The organism is Gimesia sp. (assembly GCF_040219335.1).
Lineage (GTDB): Bacteria > Planctomycetota > Planctomycetia > Planctomycetales > Planctomycetaceae > Gimesia.
The window spans coordinates 140,597-157,445 of sequence record NZ_JAVJSQ010000031.1; the positions used below are offsets into that span (position 1 = coordinate 140,597).

The window sequence follows — 16,849 nt, forward strand, 5'->3', positions numbered from 1 at the left end:
GGTTCCGGAATGCGATGACCGAACCTTCCCTGGACACACCGATTCAATTTCTACAAGGAGTCGGATCGGAACGCGCCGAGTTGCTGGCGAAGCTGGGAATCGAAACGGTAGAAGACCTGCTCTGGCATCTGCCCCGGAGCGTACTCGATCTGACAGACGTCCGCCCCGTAAATGAACTCGAGGAGGACCAGCTGGCTTCGGTCTGCGGAAAAGTGGTTGACCTCGACGCCCGTACGATTTCCCGTGGACGGACCATCTCCGCCATTCTCCTCGACTGCGGAAGCGGCTTCCTCAAGGGAACCTGGTTCAACCAGCCCTGGGTCATCAAGCGATTCTTCCAGGGGCAGTTGCTGATGTTCTCCGGCAAGCCCAAACGACGTTCGGGCAAATGGGAAATGTCGCATCCCCAATACCAGGTTCTCGAAGAAGATCTGGATGATCCTCAAGGGGTCGTGCTGCCCCGGTACAGCTTGACCGAAGGCATCAAAATGTACCAGATGCGACGCATGGTGCGGACCGCCGTAGAGGAATATGCACAGCTGATTCCCGACTACCTCCCCGAACCGTTTCGCGAAGAACACGGCCTGCTGCCGCTGGCACAGGCGGTGATCCAGATGCATAAACCGCAGACAATGCAGGAATACGAAGCCGGCGTTCGTCGCGTTATCTTTGATGACCTGTTGGAATTTCAACTGGGCCTGGCCATGCGTCGGCGGCAATGGACCTGCGTTGATAACGCACCGTTGATCAAAGTCACCGCCAAGGTCGATGCCCGGATCCGACGCCTGTTTCCGTTTGACTTCACAGAAGGACAGGACCAGGCAATCCAAGAGATCAAAACGGATCTGGGTTCCGGTCGCGCCATGCATCGCATGCTGCAGGCGGACGTGGGTGCGGGAAAAACGGCGATCGCCATCTACGCCATGCTCGCGACGATTGCTGCAGGCAAACAGGCGGTTCTGATGGCTCCCACGGAACTGCTGGCCGTCCAGCACTGGGATACGATTAATCGCATCCTGAAGCAGAGTCGGGTTAAAAGATGTGTGCTGACGGGCAGCCTGTCCTCAGCTGAGCGGAAGGCCACGCTGGAACAGATTGCCTCCGGTGAGCAGCAATTGATTGTCGGCACCCAGGCCGTGGTTCAGAAAGATGTGCAATATCACGATCTGGGCCTGGTAATTATCGACGAACAGCATAAGTTTGGCGTGATGCAGCGGGCGCACTTCACCAGCGAAGCGAATACGCCCCATATGCTGGTGATGACGGCCACCCCCATTCCCCGCAGCCTCTGTCTGACTCAGTTCGGTGAGCTGGATATCTCCATCAATTCCGAACTCCCGCCGGGCAGACAGCCTGTCACCACCAGTCGGATCTCGACCACTCCCCAACGAAAGAAAGCCTGGGATTTTCTGCGAGCCCAAATCGCTGCCGGGAGGCAAGCGTATATTGTCTGTCCCCGGATCGACTCCGAGCTCGAGGAAAACAGCCGATCCAGTGCGGAAGAAGTTTATCGCAAACTACAGAAAAGCGAGCTGGCCAGTGCCTCGATCGGTCTGGTACACGGTCAGATGGACCGCGAAGAGCGGGCCCAGATTATGGAACAGTTCCACCAGGGCAAGATTCAGGTGCTGGTCTCCACAACGGTGGTCGAGGTCGGAGTCGATGTGCCCAACGCCACCTTAATGGTGATCCTGCAGGCAGACCGCTTCGGACTCTCTCAGCTACATCAGCTGCGTGGCCGTGTCGGTCGTGGTATTCATTCCGGATACTGTTTTCTGTTTTCGTATACAGAAAGCGAGGAGGCACTCAAGCGGCTGGCCGTCATGGAACAGACGACCAACGGCTTCGAGATTGCCGAAGCTGATTTCCAGGCCCGTGGTCCGGGTGACATTTTCGGAACCCGCCAGCATGGAGAGCTGCCATTGCGCGTCGCCGACCTCAGACGCGATGACGACCTGCTGCAGGAAACCCGTGAGATTGCACTCCGACTGGTCGAAAAAGGGGAGTTTGATCAGCCCCGTTTTGCACCGCTGAAAATTCGCGTCCTCGACCGGTTCGGGCAGCTGCTGGACCTGGGACAGAGCGGTTAAGCACAGTCAGGTCTGGACACGATTGGAAAACCAGGCAGCCAGCGTTCCATTGGCAATCACCGGAAACCAGGCAGCCTGATCGGGCTTGAGCAGATTGGCACTTCCCATGTAAAGAAAACATTGGGAGATGGCAAAGATCACACCCATCACACAGGAACAAATGGCGATGTTCAGAATCTGGCTGCGGCTCTCTTTCCGGAGCACGAAGGGAATCGCCATCAGCACGGCGATCAGGTTCATGAACGGCCGCGTCAATCGGGAATGCAGGTCGAGTTTCTGCTTGCGAATGGAGAGATCACTGAACGAGGGATTGTTAATCCGGGCGATCAGTTCGGGCGTCGAAATCAGCGAGCTGGAATTACGGTTACACAACTGATCGCAGCCCACGTCAGTTACGATGAAAATATCATTGGGATTCTTGCCCGGTAGTATCATCTTACGGGCAAAGGCCGCGATATCCAGGTCTTCATACTTCGGGAGTGCATTCTGCAGCACCCAGCCACCAGGCCGCGTTTCAGTCCCGGAAATGTAGTGTGCATGGGGGGCCTTCACGGTTACAAAATCGTGCACGGTCGGCTTGGAAAGAACGAACTCCGCATTCACCATCCGCTGTTCCGTGAGATAAAGTTCCTGACCATTGATCATGATCCGGGTACTGAAATCATAGACCGGCTCAACGAACTGCGCACTGGTATCCATCTTTCCCCGTTCTGCCTGAACCTTGTCGGCAATGCTGGGAAGAACCAGTTCCTGGTTGGCGATGATAAAACCGTTGACAATGATCGTCGCGATGGTCAGTGGAATCGCCAGGCGATACGTCGGAATGCCGGCGGAAAGCACTGGGTTAAGTTCCCCATGTCTTACCATCAGCGAGAACACAACCACAGCAGCCAGCACGGTCAGAATCGGACTGACCATATCAAAGAAGACACTGGACTGGTACAGATAGGTCTCGGCCATCAGCCAGAGCAGCCCACCTGAGGAATCACCTTCCTTCAGACCGGCCTGGAATTCATCGATATTTGTGAATCCGTCAAAGACGACATACAGACCATAGGTGGCTATGAATCCGATGATGAACACATGGAAATATCGTTTCAGAAGATAACGGTCAAAAGTTGTAAACACGGTTTCCGGTCGCTGTCAGAGACTGAATCGAGAATGGATACCTCAAATCTGAGATTGTGGGGCGGGTATTACATCGCAATCCCCGAAATGGGTCAATATCAGGAAACAGAACGGGAAGTATTCACAAGTCCACTATCCGATTTTAGATGACTTTTTGGCACTTCAAAATCAGTCAGAGTGGCGTTTATTGTGAATTTCCAAAAACAGTGAGAAAAGAAACTTGCATAAGTCATTTCATTTTTGCAGTTTATGGGCTATTCGAGCTTTTAGGAACTTTCCAACTCTCGACATTTAATCCGCGTAGTGAATAATACTCACGGTGCAGAGTGATCTCAAAACTGTCAGAAACATCAAAGGTTTTTGATTACTTTAGCTAATTTAAAAGCTATCTTTTGGGAGTATTCAATTTCGCATTGAGTCGTCTGAATCTGATTTTTATGAGGGGAAGATCGAGTGGTACGTAAAGATGCAATAATTCGGTTGCACAAGCAACTGTTGAACCGCCGCGATGAGCTCACCAAGCTTGTGAACGACAGTTCAGAAGGCTCCTCAGCCAGCCAGTCCTCCGTGGAGGACAGTGGTGACGCCGCGATTCGCCAGACACGACAGGATCTGGAATCTCACCTGGCAGAGCTGGAATACAAAGAACTGATGCAGATTCGACGCGCGATCTCCCTGATTCAGGAAGGGCGTTACGGTCACTGCGAGAGCTGTAATAAGAATATACCGATTGCACGGCTTAAAGCGGTTCCTTACACAATGTTTTGTGTCAGTTGTGCACAACAGCGCGAATCGATGGGTTTATCCACGAGTGATGTTCATGGCGATTGGGAAAACGCCTACGAGTTCGAAGGACGTCTTAACGATCAGGAGTACAGAATTCACGATTTGGATCTCGAAAAATAATACCCCCCTCCGATAATAAACGACACAGGGTCACGCTTGACTGATTGCGTTTATTATCTGATCTCTCCACAACACGATGCCCCCTCATTCCTGTTACGATTCCCGGAGAGTGTGATTGCAGTCAATCACCAGACCCTGCTTTGTTACTGGAAGCCCGCGTGGATTCAGTTGGACTTCCGTAATCAAATCGTTCGGCACTTGGCGAAGGATTGCCTTATTTTGCCGTGGTCAGCAATAAGCTGAAATGCAAAAAAAGATCCTGGGTCACGCTGAGAGATTTGCAACATGAAGAATCGATATCCTTTGCTGGCAGTCATTGCCATCATTGTCTCCATTTCGTTGTGGAATACCTGCTTCGAGTCACCGCTCAGTTCACGTCAGCTGGAAGCGAAGATTCCTTCTCAGGGTAATGCCCGTCAACCAAATGCAGCGATGTTGTCTTCCGCATCTTCTCTGCACGATGGAAGCAGGCATCTCGCCAAGATCGCTAAACTCGCGACCCCCAGTGTGGTCCACATCCAGTGTGAACGGCAGACTCCCCGTGGCGCTGTTGAAGAAACCGGATCTGGTGTCATCGTTCGCGGTGAGGGAAAACCGGGGTTATACATCGTTACTAACCGCCATGTCGTGCGGGACTCAGACGGACCTGCGATTTCAATCCAACTGCACGATGGACGCGTCATCAACCCGACTCACAAATGGGAAGATAAAGATACCGACCTGGCGATCCTCAAGATTGACGTGACCGATGTCACTCCGGCCGACTGGGGCGACAGTGACAAACTGGATATTGGTCACATGGTACTCGCCATGGGCAGTCCGTTTGGTCTGAGCGAATCGGTGACTCTGGGTATTATCAGCGCCAAAGGACGCCGTTCACTGCAATTGGGAAGTGGATCTGAGGTACTAAACCAGAACTTCCTGCAGACTGACGCCGCCATCAACCCGGGAAACAGCGGCGGTCCGCTGATTGACCTCGAAGGCAAAATTATCGGGATCAATACTGCAATCGCTTCCAACAGTGGTGGTAACGACGGTATCGGATTCAGTATCCCCAGCAAGCTGGTACAACACGTCTTCACACAGCTCCTGAAGTACGGACAGGTCTATCGGGCTTACCTGGGTGTACAGCTCGATCCGGAATTCAGTATCGGAACTGCAACTCGACTGAATATGGACCGTGTGCGTGGTGCCCGCGTGGTAAAAGTGATTTCTAATACGCCGGCTTCCCGCGCCAACCTGAAATATGATGACATCATTCTCAGTTTCGGCGGTATTGACGTTCTGGATCAGAACCACCTGATCAACCTGGTCTCCCTGACACCAATCGAACATCGTGTGAGTGTCGTGCTGCTGAGAGATGGCCGTAAAGTCAATGTGATGGTGGAACTGGCGAACCGCCGGATTTTGGATGAACTGGAACGCAAACAGCGCGAATCACAACAGTCTTCCCGACGCTTTGGTACCTCGGCCGAGCCGATGAGTTTCCATAGAGTCAAACACGCATCTGCCACTGAGGATCTGGCCGGACTGAGGGTTCAGCCCATGTACGCAGATCTGGCTGCTCAGCTCGGTTTCACTCAGGATCAGGCAGGTCTGCTGGTCTTGAGTGTCGATGAACAGAGTTCATTCACTGGAGTGGTTGATCTCTATGACGTGATCGAGGAAGTCGCTGGTTCACCAGTCCACAGCCTGCAAGACTTTCGTCAGGCACTGGATCAGCATCAGGATCTGAAATCACTGGTCCTGAAAGTTTCTCGCGGCAAGCCGGGAGCAGTTCAGCAGCAACTCGTCATCTGGCAGAGGTAGTCACAGCCCGGCACGACTTTATTCCACTCTCTACTCGCCATCCCGCATCCTGACCATATTCAAACCAGACTCGTTTCGTTGTTCAACAAGGGTTCTGCTTCAACGAAAAAAAGCCAGGTCAGTAATGTACTGACCTGGCTTCGGTTTGAATCTTAGATTCGCAGAGAACTTAGTCGCGGTAGAAGCGAGTCAGTTCTTCGAACAGCAGAGGATCGCGGATCGAATCGCTGGCGAGACGAGCCCGGAACCGCTGGTTGCCTTCGACACTGCCGCGTACGATGACCTGGAACTGAACCGAATCACCAGGTGCCAGACCTGCCAGAGATTTGAAGACGACCACACCGTTCTCAGCGATGTGCTGAGTAGGACCGGTGGCAGAGATCAGCTCAACTCCAGGAGGCAGTTCACAGGAGACAGAAACGTTCTGGGCAGACTTACTACCATCGTTCTTGACTACCACGTTGTAACCTGTTTCAGCTCCGATTTCGACAGGATCGTTCAGGTCGGCAATTTCCAGGACCAGCTGGGCGACCCCTTCGATACGTGTCTGAATCTGTGCATCGGATTTCACGTTGTGTTCAGACAGAGCACGTACGTGGTGCACGTAGTTGCCGATAGTTTTGGTCTTCAGTTCGACGTTGACATTGGCTGACTGACCGGGCTCCATACGTCCCAGGAACCAGCTGATGGTGGAATCTTCAGGATTGAACTGACCGCCACGATCGGCTTTGACGAATTCAAATCCTTCTGGAATTTTATGCAGCACGCGAACGTTGTTGGTAGCGGCGGCACCGTCGTTGACGGTGGAAATTGTGTACTGTGCAGAACGGCCTTTGTAACGCAGTCCGGGACCTTCGATGGCGACCTGAACCTTGGGAGCGATCACATTCACACGAGCCTGAGTTTCCTGAGCCAGGCCACCTTCAGCTTTAGCGACAACTTTCACAACCTGTTCGCCACCCAGGACAGCTGCCAGAGCCAGACGGATAGTGCGGGTTTCGCCAGGATTCAGCGAACCGACCTGCATCTGCAGATACTCGGCAGTCACATGTTCCAGACCTTTAGGAATTTCAGCTTCGAGCACAACGTTGTGCAGTGTACCTGTTCCCGGGTTGGAGATGGTGACTGACTGTGAGGCGGGCTCACCAATCATGACATTGGTTGGACCTTTGACTGCAACCTGCAACAGAGGCTCAGCAACCATGAAGGACTCAGTCAGAGTGTTGGTAAACCGAACATTCGCTGCGGCGGTGATAGCACCTCGCTGGCTGGGGATCATTGAGATCTCAATGGTTTTGGTTTCACCGGCGTTCAGTGAATCAAACTTCCATTCAAGATGATCCTGGCTGGCAATGGGCCGGGGAGTGGCATCTGTCAGACGAACTGATACCGGGAAGAAGGCTTCCACAACGACGTCCCTGGCAGATGCTTTACCTTCATTGGTGACTTCCAGTGCGAACTCGCATTCCTGGCCAACATTGATTTCACTTTTCTTAACCCATTTGTGAGACACTTTGGCCTTCGCGACTTCAGAGGCGGTTCCGACAGGCTTCACCTGCACGGCTGCTGCACGACGTTTCTGAGGTGTCGAACTGATGGTTACACCGGAAGGCTGAGTAGCAGTTTCTTCCTGTGCAGCTTTTCCAAAGGTCAGATGATGTTTGTTTTCTACAGTCTGACGATCCGGGATCCGGGGAATTGTCAAACCGGGTGCCTGAGGAGCAGGCTGTTTGAATTCGGTTGGCGACCGGAATGGATTTTGACCACTGCCGGCACTGACCTGCTGAATTCTACCTTGTGTGCCCTTCTGGTGCTGAAATTCAGCATGCACGATATTCTTTTTGGACTGATCCGCATTGAACTCCTCAAAACGGTACCGCTTCTGCTCTCCAGCCGGTTCCGCGTGGTCAACCTGCTGAAAAGCGGACTGCTTGACTTCAGCCTGCTGTTGCTTCTGCTCCAGGCGACGGTAAGGGCGTTCCTGACCGAACAGCTCCTTGTAGTAGTTCGGTACCTGGGACATGCGGGCTTTACCGGTGGGCTGGTACTCTGCACCAGGCTGAGTCGCAGTCTGCTTTGGCTGGGAAATGGTGATATTTCCCGAGGTGCCGGCAGCTTCACCCGTAGACTTCTGTCCGGAGAAGTACTGAATACTGGATTTGGAATTGGAAGGGGGAGCAGAATCAAAGGGAGACTTTGATTCCATCATGCGATCATCGGCGGTTGCGATACTCGCACTCATTACCATGGTTGAAAATATCGCGAGCATCTTTTTTCCGCGTCGCATTGTGTTTCTCCTTACCGATAGGAACTTACTGCTGGATAGGGATGTTTGAGTTAATGGATTTGACATGATGAGAATTGTGAGAGCTGTAGTATCTGGATCATGCACAGGAAGGTTTTCTACTTTTATCCATCTCTCTCTATCGGGTGTAACGATTCCCAAAATTGAACGAGTTGTAATGATTTTTTAAAATAAATCGGAATTATAAGCTTTTCCGGTTATTTCGATTATACCGCTCCCGGTATTTCAAACAGCACAACAATACACATAAACCACTACCAACATACAACTTAAGCACAACCCCCTCTTCCAAAAGCGATTCCTGGATCATCCACAGTCCCCTAACCTCCCCATTCTGGCAAACAGGTCCCTGCAGGTGAAACCGGGCCTTCAAATCCTGCAAAACACGATTTTCATTTTCTGGCGATTGACTCATGGGTACTTAGACTCACAATGACTGTTAGCTTACGGTCCGGCAACGGATCCCTTATTTTCGAGTTATAAAGCAGGCAAATATGAGTTTATCCGCTTCAGAGACAGGCCATTCCATGCGTCAGCATAAGACGCTGAAGGTCTACCTGCTGGGTGGTGTGGACTTTGATTCCCTGCTGACACTGCAGGAACGGGCTCTGCAGGAGATCCATTTCCAGCAGGACGAGTCCGCTATTCTGTTTGTCTGTGAACACCCGCCCATCGTTACTGTGGGGCGTGAAGGCAGCCATTACCAGCTGTCCGGGGCCTATCACGACCTGAAAGCGAAACAGATTGAAGTTCGCTGGACGAATCGGGGAGGCGGAGCTCTGCTACATGCCCCGGGGCAACTGGCCGTTTATCCCCTGTTCCCTCTCAAACAGCTGGGCATTGGCATCAGCGGATTCCGGGATCGTCTGCAGCGGGCGACAATCAGTGCAGCCGGCGAGCAGGGCGTTGACTGTGAAACCTGTCCGGATGACTCAGGAATTTTGGGCCGTTGTGGACAGTTTGCCTTTCTGGGGGCTGCGATCAAATCCTGGATTTCTTACTATGGTTTGTATATTAATGTGTCTCCCGATATGAAACTGCAACGTCTGATCGACGCCAATCGATATGACCACCGCGTGACTTCCCTGTCGGCAACGCTCACGCGGGAAGCCAGTATGGGTTCGGTTCGCGAAAGCATGATTCGCAACCTGGCTCAGCAGTTCGGCTATCCGGATCCCCACATTTTTACACGACACCCCTTACTGCATCGAGTAAAGAAGAAAGTTTATGTCGACACTTAATATCATCACCGATCCCGCCCCCGCCCCACGGCAGCGTCTTCCCAAGTGGCTCAAACGGCCTATGCCGAAACCCGGCATGGCTTTCACCAGCAACGTGATCGAAGACCTCAACCTGGTCACCGTCTGCGAAAGTGCCAAATGCCCGAATCGCACCGAATGCTGGTCGCATAAAACTGCGACCCTGATGATCCTGGGAAATGTCTGCACGCGACCTTGCGGTTTCTGCTCGATCGCCAAGGGGAAAACTGAAACCGTTCAGTTGGACGAACCCGAACGCGTAGCGGAAGCAGCCGCCCGTCTGGGCCTCGAACATGTGGTGATTACCTCTGTCACGCGTGACGACCTGCCCGACGGTGGGGCAGAGCACTTCTATAACTGCATCCTGGCAGTCCGCGAACGAACCGGGGCAGACATTGAAGTCTTGACTCCCGACTTCCGTGGCAATCGTGATGCCATTCAGCGGGTGATTGAAGCTCATCCTGATGTGTTTAACCACAACACCGAAACGGTGCCCCGTCTGTATCACCGCGTTCGTCGGAACGCCGTCTATCAACGGACCCTGGATCTGCTGAAGCAGGTGAAAGATACTGATCCGAGCATCGTCACTAAAAGTGGTTTGATGCTGGGGCTCGGCGAGACACGCGAGGAAATACTCGAAGTCTGTGCCGATCTGCGGGCCGTTGGTTGCGATATTGTCACCATCGGCCAGTACCTGCAGCCGACGCCTGAGAACCTGCCGGTTGAGCGTTTCCTGCCGCCGGAAGAATTCGACGAAGTGGGTGATCAGGTGCGGGCACTGGGATTCAAACTGGTAGCCAGTGGTCCTTTCGTCCGTTCCAGTTATCATGCAGGCGAAATGGCATCGGTACTGGGGAAAGAGTCCTGAATGTCGACTCCGATCACGGTTCCTTCCCTGGAAAACCAGGACCAGAAGCTGACAGTCAGCCTCTGGCTGACACGAACGGGAGAGCCTGTTAACCGGGGAGACCGGGTTGTCGAACTTCTGATTCCCGGTGTGACGTTTGATGTGGCTGCCCCCTGCACCGGAACACTTGCCCGTTGTGAATGTCGATCCGGAGACGAAGTTCACGAGGGAACCGTGCTGGGCTGGATCAAATCTTCCGAAGCCAGCCCGCCAGACGATTCAGTCGCCTCTGGACCTGAGTGATCAGAAACGGAACTGCCATGACAACCGACCAGATCCGAGGTCATCAAACCATTCTGGAAATGCTCGACCGGGCCCTGTCCCGCGGACGCCTGCCGCACGCGCTGCTGTTCTCCGGTCCGGTGGGCGTGGGCAAGAACCGGGTCGCCCGTTATCTTGCCCAGTGCCTGTTCTGCGAACAGACTCCTTCCGACCAGCTCAGCTGCTGTCACGAATGTAACTCCTGCAAACAGATGGCCGCCGGTACGCATCCCGATTTGATCAGCGTAGAATGTCCTCACGACAAAGCCATCCTGCCATTAAGTCTGATCATCGGCAGCGAGGAGCGACGGGGCCGCGAAGGGGTCTGCTATGAGATGTCACTTCGCCCCATGACCGGAAACCGACGGATTGCGGTCATCGACGACGCTGACAAAATGAATGCCGAGAGCGCCAACGCACTTTTGAAAACCCTGGAAGAGCCCTCAGCGAATTACCTGATGATTCTGATCGCCAGTGAGTTGGATGCAATCCTGCCCACCATTCGCTCCCGCTGCCAGCTGATCCGGTTTGCTGAACTCTCTGCAGACGATGTATCCGAACTGCTGCTGGAACATCAACTGGCGGAGTCTCCCGAACAGGCGCAACAGGTTGCCCGACTGTCGGGTGGCTCGCTGGATGTCGCCAGCCAGCTGCTGGATGAGAACCTGCAGGAACTCAGGACGAGTATCACACGACTGTTGTGCCAGCATCCCTTCCGTCCGCAGGCGTTTTCACAGGCGGTCATCAAAGCCGTGGATGATATCGGCGGCAATACTGCTGCTCAGCGAAAAACTGCTCACTGGATCCTGCATTTCTGTGCCGACTTCTATCACCAGGCATTGCAGACTGCTGCCGGACAAGAGTTGACGGTGAACAATGCGCAGATCGACAAATTCGTGAACGGATTCCCCGGCTCGACCGAAGACCGGATTGAAAAACTGGGTTCGCTGCTGGATCGGCTGCTGGAAACCGAAGAACAGATCGATAGGAACGCCACGATCAGCCTCTGTATCGAAAACCTGAGCGAAGACCTCCGGGCGCTGCAGAAAAGCACTCCCTGAACGCAAGTGCCAGTTACGAGACACAGTCTGCTTTTTAAAAAAAAGGATTTCGCCCGAATCGATAGAGATTGATCCCTGCTGTTTGGCTATAATAGAATCTTATCAGCAGAATCCACACTTCTCCTGCTGAGGATTCTTCCCGAGGGATCCGCGGGCCGTTCTGCTGCTGTTTCTGATCTCCATTCGATGAAATTATCATAGATGAATAACGAAGTCTCAGGTTATATTGTCCGCTACGGGTCAACCCGCATGATTGGCGAGTTCTCCGCCAAGGGCTCTGATGAGCTGCCACGAAATGCCTCTGTCATTGTTAAAAGTGATCGCGGTCATGAATGGGGTGAAATACTCTCTCCCGCTACGGACCGCGTGCGTTCCTTCATGAAAGATACCAAAACCGTCGGCCGCATCATTCGCCCCGTCACCGACGATGACTATCGCCTGCGCGACAAGAATCGACACGAGGAACGCACAGAGTTTCTAGGCTGCCAGGATCTGGTGAAAGAACATAAGTTGCAGATGCAGCTGGTCGATGTGGAACATATTTTTGGTGGGGAAAGGATCATCTTTTATTACCTGGCCGAAAAACGCGTCGACTTCCGCGAACTGGTCAAAGCGCTGGCCCGCAAATATCGATCACGGATTGAAATGCGACAGATTGGCGTCCGGGATGAAGCCAAACTGCTGGCTGATTACGGCGACTGTGGCAAAACAGTGTGTTGCGGAACACATCTGACCGAAATGCCACCGGTATCCATGAAGATGGCCAAACTGCAGAAAACCTCACTCGACCCCAATAAGCTATCCGGTCGCTGTGGCAGACTCAAATGTTGCCTGCGATACGAGTACGACACTTACCGCAGTTATAAAAAAGAACTGCCCCCGGTCGGTTCATTCGTCGTCACGGAACAGGGGGAGGGAAAAGTCACCAATCAGGATATCCTTTCGGAATGCGTTCAGGTGATCTATCCTGATTCGCGAAAATCAATTGTCCATAGAAAAGATATTCAGGAAGTCATCAAGAAGAAAAAAGGGGAAGGCCAGCCCCCCGGGAACGGGAAATCACTCAATCAAAAACCGGCTCGCTGAAATTGGCCAGATCGGGATTGATTTTCCTGAAATTCCCAATGATAATTTCTCGCTATCTGAAGCGCAATCTCCTAAGATAGTATTGACGAAGGTCTCTGTGACAGAAACACTGGACTGTAACAACATCAGAGACTGCAACCGCTCGAGTAAGAAGGTATGGGTGAAAACATGACATTTGCAACCAATCTAACCCGCCCCAAACTGCAATATCACCCGAATGCCTACGACTTTATCTTTGAAGCGTTGCAGCAGGCTCAAGAGCTTTACGCCCATTCCATCTCTGAACTTTCCGAACAGGAAGAAGCTCACGTCTCGGGACAGGAACTCCTGGAGGGAGTGCGCGTTCTAGCCCTCAAACAGTTTGGACTGATGACCCAGACTGTGTTCAAACAATGGGGCGTGCACTCAACCAAAGACTTCGGCAAGATGGTCTTCGAAATGATCGAGCATGGCAGAATGCGAAAGACCGACAATGATCGCCTGGAAGATTTCGTCGACATCTATGACTTCCAGCAGGTCTTCGATGCGAACTACATCATCGACACCAGCGAAGTCTTTACACGCAACCCGGCATAAAGACCGATTCGCCGCGACTCTGGCACCTGCCCGTCAGATTCCATTTTCACCTCTTATCAACCTCGTCTGCGTGCGTTGCTGCGCTCCGTAAGTTTTTGCGTTTAACCAACTTTGTTAAGTTATCGTTATTGCAAAAAAAACCTTACGTGATACACTCCCCGGATAGAGTTTTTGCTGGAGTTTTACTTGTAGGTTTTTTGGTCCTTTGAAAAACCTGTGCTGACTGTTGCCCGGAATCATATGAGGTTTTGAGGTTTTACAACAAGATTTACAACGGCTTATTAAATGGGGTTAACTCTAAGGATGAGGTTTTCTACCGTCGCTCGCTACTCGCCCGTTCGTCCTGTTCCCAAACTCATCACTCTAACCATCAGCACGCTCTTCTGCTCCGCTCCCTTGCTGGCAGCAGAAACATCAGATGCCTCGCCACCCGTGGCCGCATCTGAATCCGTCGTCATCAGCTGGCTACTTGCGATTGCAGGTGCGATCTTCGCCCTGTTTACCGCTTATCGCTTTTTCTCCTGGATGGTCGCGCAGTCCGAAGGTGACGCCCGCATGAAGACCATCGCCGAGCACGTCCGTGAAGGAGCCCGTGCTTACCTGGACCAGCAGTTCAAGGTCGTGACCCTGTTCTTTGCCGTGGTCTGTGCATTGCTGGCCTTCATGGCCTTTGGCCTCAACACTCAATCACACTGGGTCCCCTTCGCCTTTTTGACCGGGGGTTTTTTCTCTGCACTGGCAGGCTGGTTCGGTATGCGAACCGCTACACTCGCCAGTGCACGTACCGCCCATGCGGCGAAAGAATCACTCAACAACGGCCTGCAGGTCGCGTTCCGCAGTGGTGCAGTGATGGGACTCGTCGTTGTGGGACTCGGACTGTTGGACATCAGTCTCTGGTTCGGTGTTCTGCACTGGATCGTCAAGATGCCTCTGGCGGAGATCACCGTCACCATGCTCTGCTTTGGTATGGGAGCCAGCAGCCAGGCACTGTTTGCCCGCGTGGGTGGTGGTATCTTTACCAAAGCCGCGGACGTCGGAGCCGACCTCGTCGGTAAAGTGGAGGCAGGCATCCCCGAAGACGACCCGCGTAACCCGGCAACGATTGCAGACAACGTGGGCGACAACGTAGGTGATGTCGCCGGCATGGGGGCAGACCTCTATGAATCGTACTGTGGTTCCATCCTAGCCAGTGGTGCCCTGGGTGTCGCCGCATATCATGGTTATCCCAAAATGCAGATGATGTGCCTGCTGCTGCCGATGTGTCTGGCCGCAGTCGGTATCTTCCTTTCGGTCACCGGAATCTTCATGGTGAAAACAGAAGAAGGTGCCTCTCAGAAAAACCTGTTGAAAGCACTGGCTAAGGGAATCGACACCGCCGCCTTCTGTGTGATTGTCGCCTCCCTGGGCCTGGTCTGGATCATGCTGGTAATTCCTTCGCAGTCCGCGGGAATCCCGGAAGATTCTCCACTGCTGACGGGGAACAAACTGTTTGGTGTCTTCGGTGCGATCGTCTCCGGTCTGGTTGCAGGCTGGTTGATCGGGAAATGGACCGAGTATTCCACCAGTGATGAATTCAAACCGACCCGCTTCATCGCGGATCAGTCTTCAACCGGTCCAGCGACAGTGATCATCGCCGGGATCGCCGAAGGCTTTTACAGCGTCTGGGTGCCGATTCTGGTGATTGGTGTCGCTATCATCGTCGCCTTTGGCTTGTGTACCGGCTTCGACTTCCAGAACTCACAGGTTTTCGCGATGGGCCTGTATGGCGTTGCGATTGCCGCTGTGGGGATGTTAAGCACACTCGGGGTAACACTCGCCACCGATGCCTATGGTCCGATTGCTGACAATGCCGGCGGTAACGCGGAAATGAGCGGTCAGGAACCGTTCGTACGCCAGCGAACCGACGCCCTGGACAGCCTGGGGAATACGACAGCTGCTACCGGAAAAGGCTTCGCGATCGGCTCAGCCGCTTTGACAGCGCTGGCTCTGTTGGCTGCCTACGTGGAAGAAGTCCGCATCGGGTTTGAACGCTGGGTCGAGAACTCAGCCATCGTGCAAACGGTGACCGATGACCCTTCAAATGCGTCTGCACTGAAGCTGAGTAAAAACTGTATTGCGATCCGTATTCCTGACAAAGACGGCAACGCTCCCAAACACAACAACATGGGTTACCTGCTGTTCCCCGCTCTGCACCAGACTCAAATTACGCCCGGGCGAACCAAAATCGAAGAAGCCGAGGTGGGATCGATCATCAACGGCCTGAACATCACAGAGCTCCTGTTGCGCAGCGACTGTGTTGAAGTCAAAAAAGCGACCGTGCCTGATTTCTCCCGCTTCTATAATTTCTCGCTGCTGAACCCCAAGGTACTGGTTGGGATCTTTTTCGGCGTGATGATTGCCTTCGTCTTCTGTGCGATGACCATGAAGGCTGTGGGCCGCGCCGCGGGTGCGATGGTGGACGAAGTCCGGCGGCAATTCCGTGAAATCGCAGGGATTATGGAGAACGAAGCCGAACCGGATTACGCCGCCTGTGTCGAAATCAGTACAGCTGCGGCACAGCGTGAAATGATTCTGCCCGCGATGCTGGGCCTGCTCTCCCCGGTTGTCGTGGGTGTCCTGCTGGGAGTCCCCGGCGTAGTAGGCCTGCTGGTGGGAGCCTTGACGAGTGGGTTCGCAGTTGCCATTATGATGGCTAATGCCGGTGGTGCCTGGGATAATGCTAAGAAGTACATCGAAGCAGGCGCACATGGCGGCAAGGGAACTGATGCGCACAAAGCCACAGTAGTAGGTGATACCGTAGGTGACCCGTTCAAGGACACCAGCGGTCCCAGCCTGAATATTCTGATCAAGTTGATGAGTATGGTTTCTGTTGTCATAGCCGGTTTTATCATCCAATACGCATTAGAGCTATTTTAAGTATTTGAAACAGGCTAAAGGTCACCAAAATCAATACCGAACCTTCTCAACAATCTGATTCCGTCGAAAGCATGTCGAGTCTGGAACGTGCCTGCCTGTGCGCCCGTGTCTGCGAGCAGTTTAAAGGTCAGGACATCGTGGTCCTCGACGTCACGAAAATCACCCCGCTGTTCGACTACTTCATCATCACCACCGCGACCAACCAGCGGCAGGCCCATGCCATTGCCGAGGAAATCCGGGTCCTGATGAAGCAGGATCATGCGAATCGCCGCAACATCGAAGGCAAGGACAGCAATTGGATCCTGGGTGACTATGGCGACGTAGTGCTGCACATCTTCACCGATGATGCCCGCGGGCTGTACGACCTCGAGCGTCTCTGGGGGGATGCCCCCCAGCTGGACTGGCAGTCGCACAAACCCGCCGATTCGCAGTAAGCCTCTCGCGGTTTCTACCAATCTGACGCTGCAGCGTGTATTCTGGGTACCAGGAGCGTACCCCCTTTGTATCGATGTTATTAATTCGGAGCGCCCCCGCTCCGAGCGGAA

General features: G+C 53.3%; 13 protein-coding genes. 11 read left to right on the forward strand and 2 right to left on the reverse strand.

Translation table 11 applies throughout. The features are described 5' to 3' along the window. Nucleotides 1-14: 14 nt before the first annotated feature. The gene (gene recG, locus RID21_RS25525; RefSeq protein ID WP_350193863.1) at nucleotides 15-2,090 is read left to right on the forward strand and encodes an ATP-dependent DNA helicase RecG; all 2,076 of its coding nucleotides are present in this window, start codon (nucleotides 15-17) and stop codon (nucleotides 2,088-2,090) included. A gap of 6 nt (nucleotides 2,091-2,096) precedes the next feature. Here recG and RID21_RS25530 read toward each other — a convergent pair whose 3' ends face one another. Further along, nucleotides 2,097-3,218: an LptF/LptG family permease gene (locus tag RID21_RS25530; RefSeq protein ID WP_350193865.1), complete on the reverse strand. Its 1,122-nt coding sequence runs from the start codon at nucleotides 3,216-3,218 to the stop codon at nucleotides 2,097-2,099. Between the two features lie 453 nt (nucleotides 3,219-3,671). Here RID21_RS25530 and RID21_RS25535 point away from each other — a divergent pair, with 453 nt between their 5' ends. Together RID21_RS25535 and RID21_RS25540 are read left to right on the forward strand one after the other, a co-directional pair. Further along, on the forward strand, nucleotides 3,672-4,124 hold the full coding sequence (locus RID21_RS25535) for a TraR/DksA family transcriptional regulator (RefSeq protein ID WP_145042414.1): 453 nt from the start codon (nucleotides 3,672-3,674) through the stop codon (nucleotides 4,122-4,124). A gap of 285 nt (nucleotides 4,125-4,409) precedes the next feature. Continuing rightward, nucleotides 4,410-5,933, forward strand: a complete 1,524-nt coding sequence (locus tag RID21_RS25540; protein WP_350193867.1) for a trypsin-like peptidase domain-containing protein — start codon at nucleotides 4,410-4,412, stop codon at nucleotides 5,931-5,933. 169 nt (nucleotides 5,934-6,102) lie between these two features. Here the strand turns inward: RID21_RS25540 and RID21_RS25545 are convergent, their stop codons facing one another. Next, nucleotides 6,103-8,220: a COG1361 family protein gene (locus RID21_RS25545; RefSeq protein WP_350193869.1), complete on the reverse strand. Its 2,118-nt coding sequence runs from the start codon at nucleotides 8,218-8,220 to the stop codon at nucleotides 6,103-6,105. Between the two features lie 512 nt (nucleotides 8,221-8,732). Between RID21_RS25545 and RID21_RS25550 the strand changes: the two genes are divergently transcribed. From RID21_RS25550 to rsfS, 8 genes are all read left to right on the forward strand, one after another. Beyond that, on the forward strand, nucleotides 8,733-9,479 hold the full coding sequence (locus RID21_RS25550; protein WP_350193871.1) for a lipoyl(octanoyl) transferase LipB: 747 nt from the start codon (nucleotides 8,733-8,735) through the stop codon (nucleotides 9,477-9,479). Further along, nucleotides 9,466-10,365 (forward strand): lipoyl synthase, encoded by a 900-nt coding sequence (gene lipA, locus RID21_RS25555; protein WP_145042418.1) that lies wholly within the window; start codon nucleotides 9,466-9,468, stop codon nucleotides 10,363-10,365. Before RID21_RS25550 ends, lipA begins: the two co-directional genes overlap by 14 nt. Then, a complete protein-coding gene (locus RID21_RS25560; RefSeq protein ID WP_350193873.1) occupies nucleotides 10,366-10,647 on the forward strand; it encodes a biotin/lipoyl-containing protein in 282 nt (93 codons plus the stop codon). 17 nt (nucleotides 10,648-10,664) lie between these two features. Then, nucleotides 10,665-11,726, forward strand: coding sequence for a DNA polymerase III subunit delta' (gene holB, locus RID21_RS25565; protein ID WP_350193875.1), 1,062 nt, complete (start codon nucleotides 10,665-10,667; stop codon nucleotides 11,724-11,726). A gap of 201 nt (nucleotides 11,727-11,927) precedes the next feature. Beyond that, nucleotides 11,928-12,812, forward strand: a complete 885-nt coding sequence (locus RID21_RS25570) for a PSP1 domain-containing protein (RefSeq protein WP_350193877.1) — start codon at nucleotides 11,928-11,930, stop codon at nucleotides 12,810-12,812. Between the two features lie 168 nt (nucleotides 12,813-12,980). Next, nucleotides 12,981-13,388: a Minf_1886 family protein gene (locus tag RID21_RS25575; protein WP_350193879.1), complete on the forward strand. Its 408-nt coding sequence runs from the start codon at nucleotides 12,981-12,983 to the stop codon at nucleotides 13,386-13,388. 303 nt (nucleotides 13,389-13,691) lie between these two features. Beyond that, complete coding sequence (locus tag RID21_RS25580; RefSeq protein WP_350193881.1) at nucleotides 13,692-16,304, forward strand: sodium-translocating pyrophosphatase; 2,613 nt, start codon at nucleotides 13,692-13,694, stop codon at nucleotides 16,302-16,304. Nucleotides 16,305-16,375: 71 nt separating this feature from the next. Further along, entirely contained in the window at nucleotides 16,376-16,738 is a 363-nt protein-coding gene (gene rsfS / locus RID21_RS25585) for a ribosome silencing factor (protein ID WP_232102001.1), read from the forward strand. The last annotated feature ends 111 nt before the right edge of the window (nucleotides 16,739-16,849 follow it).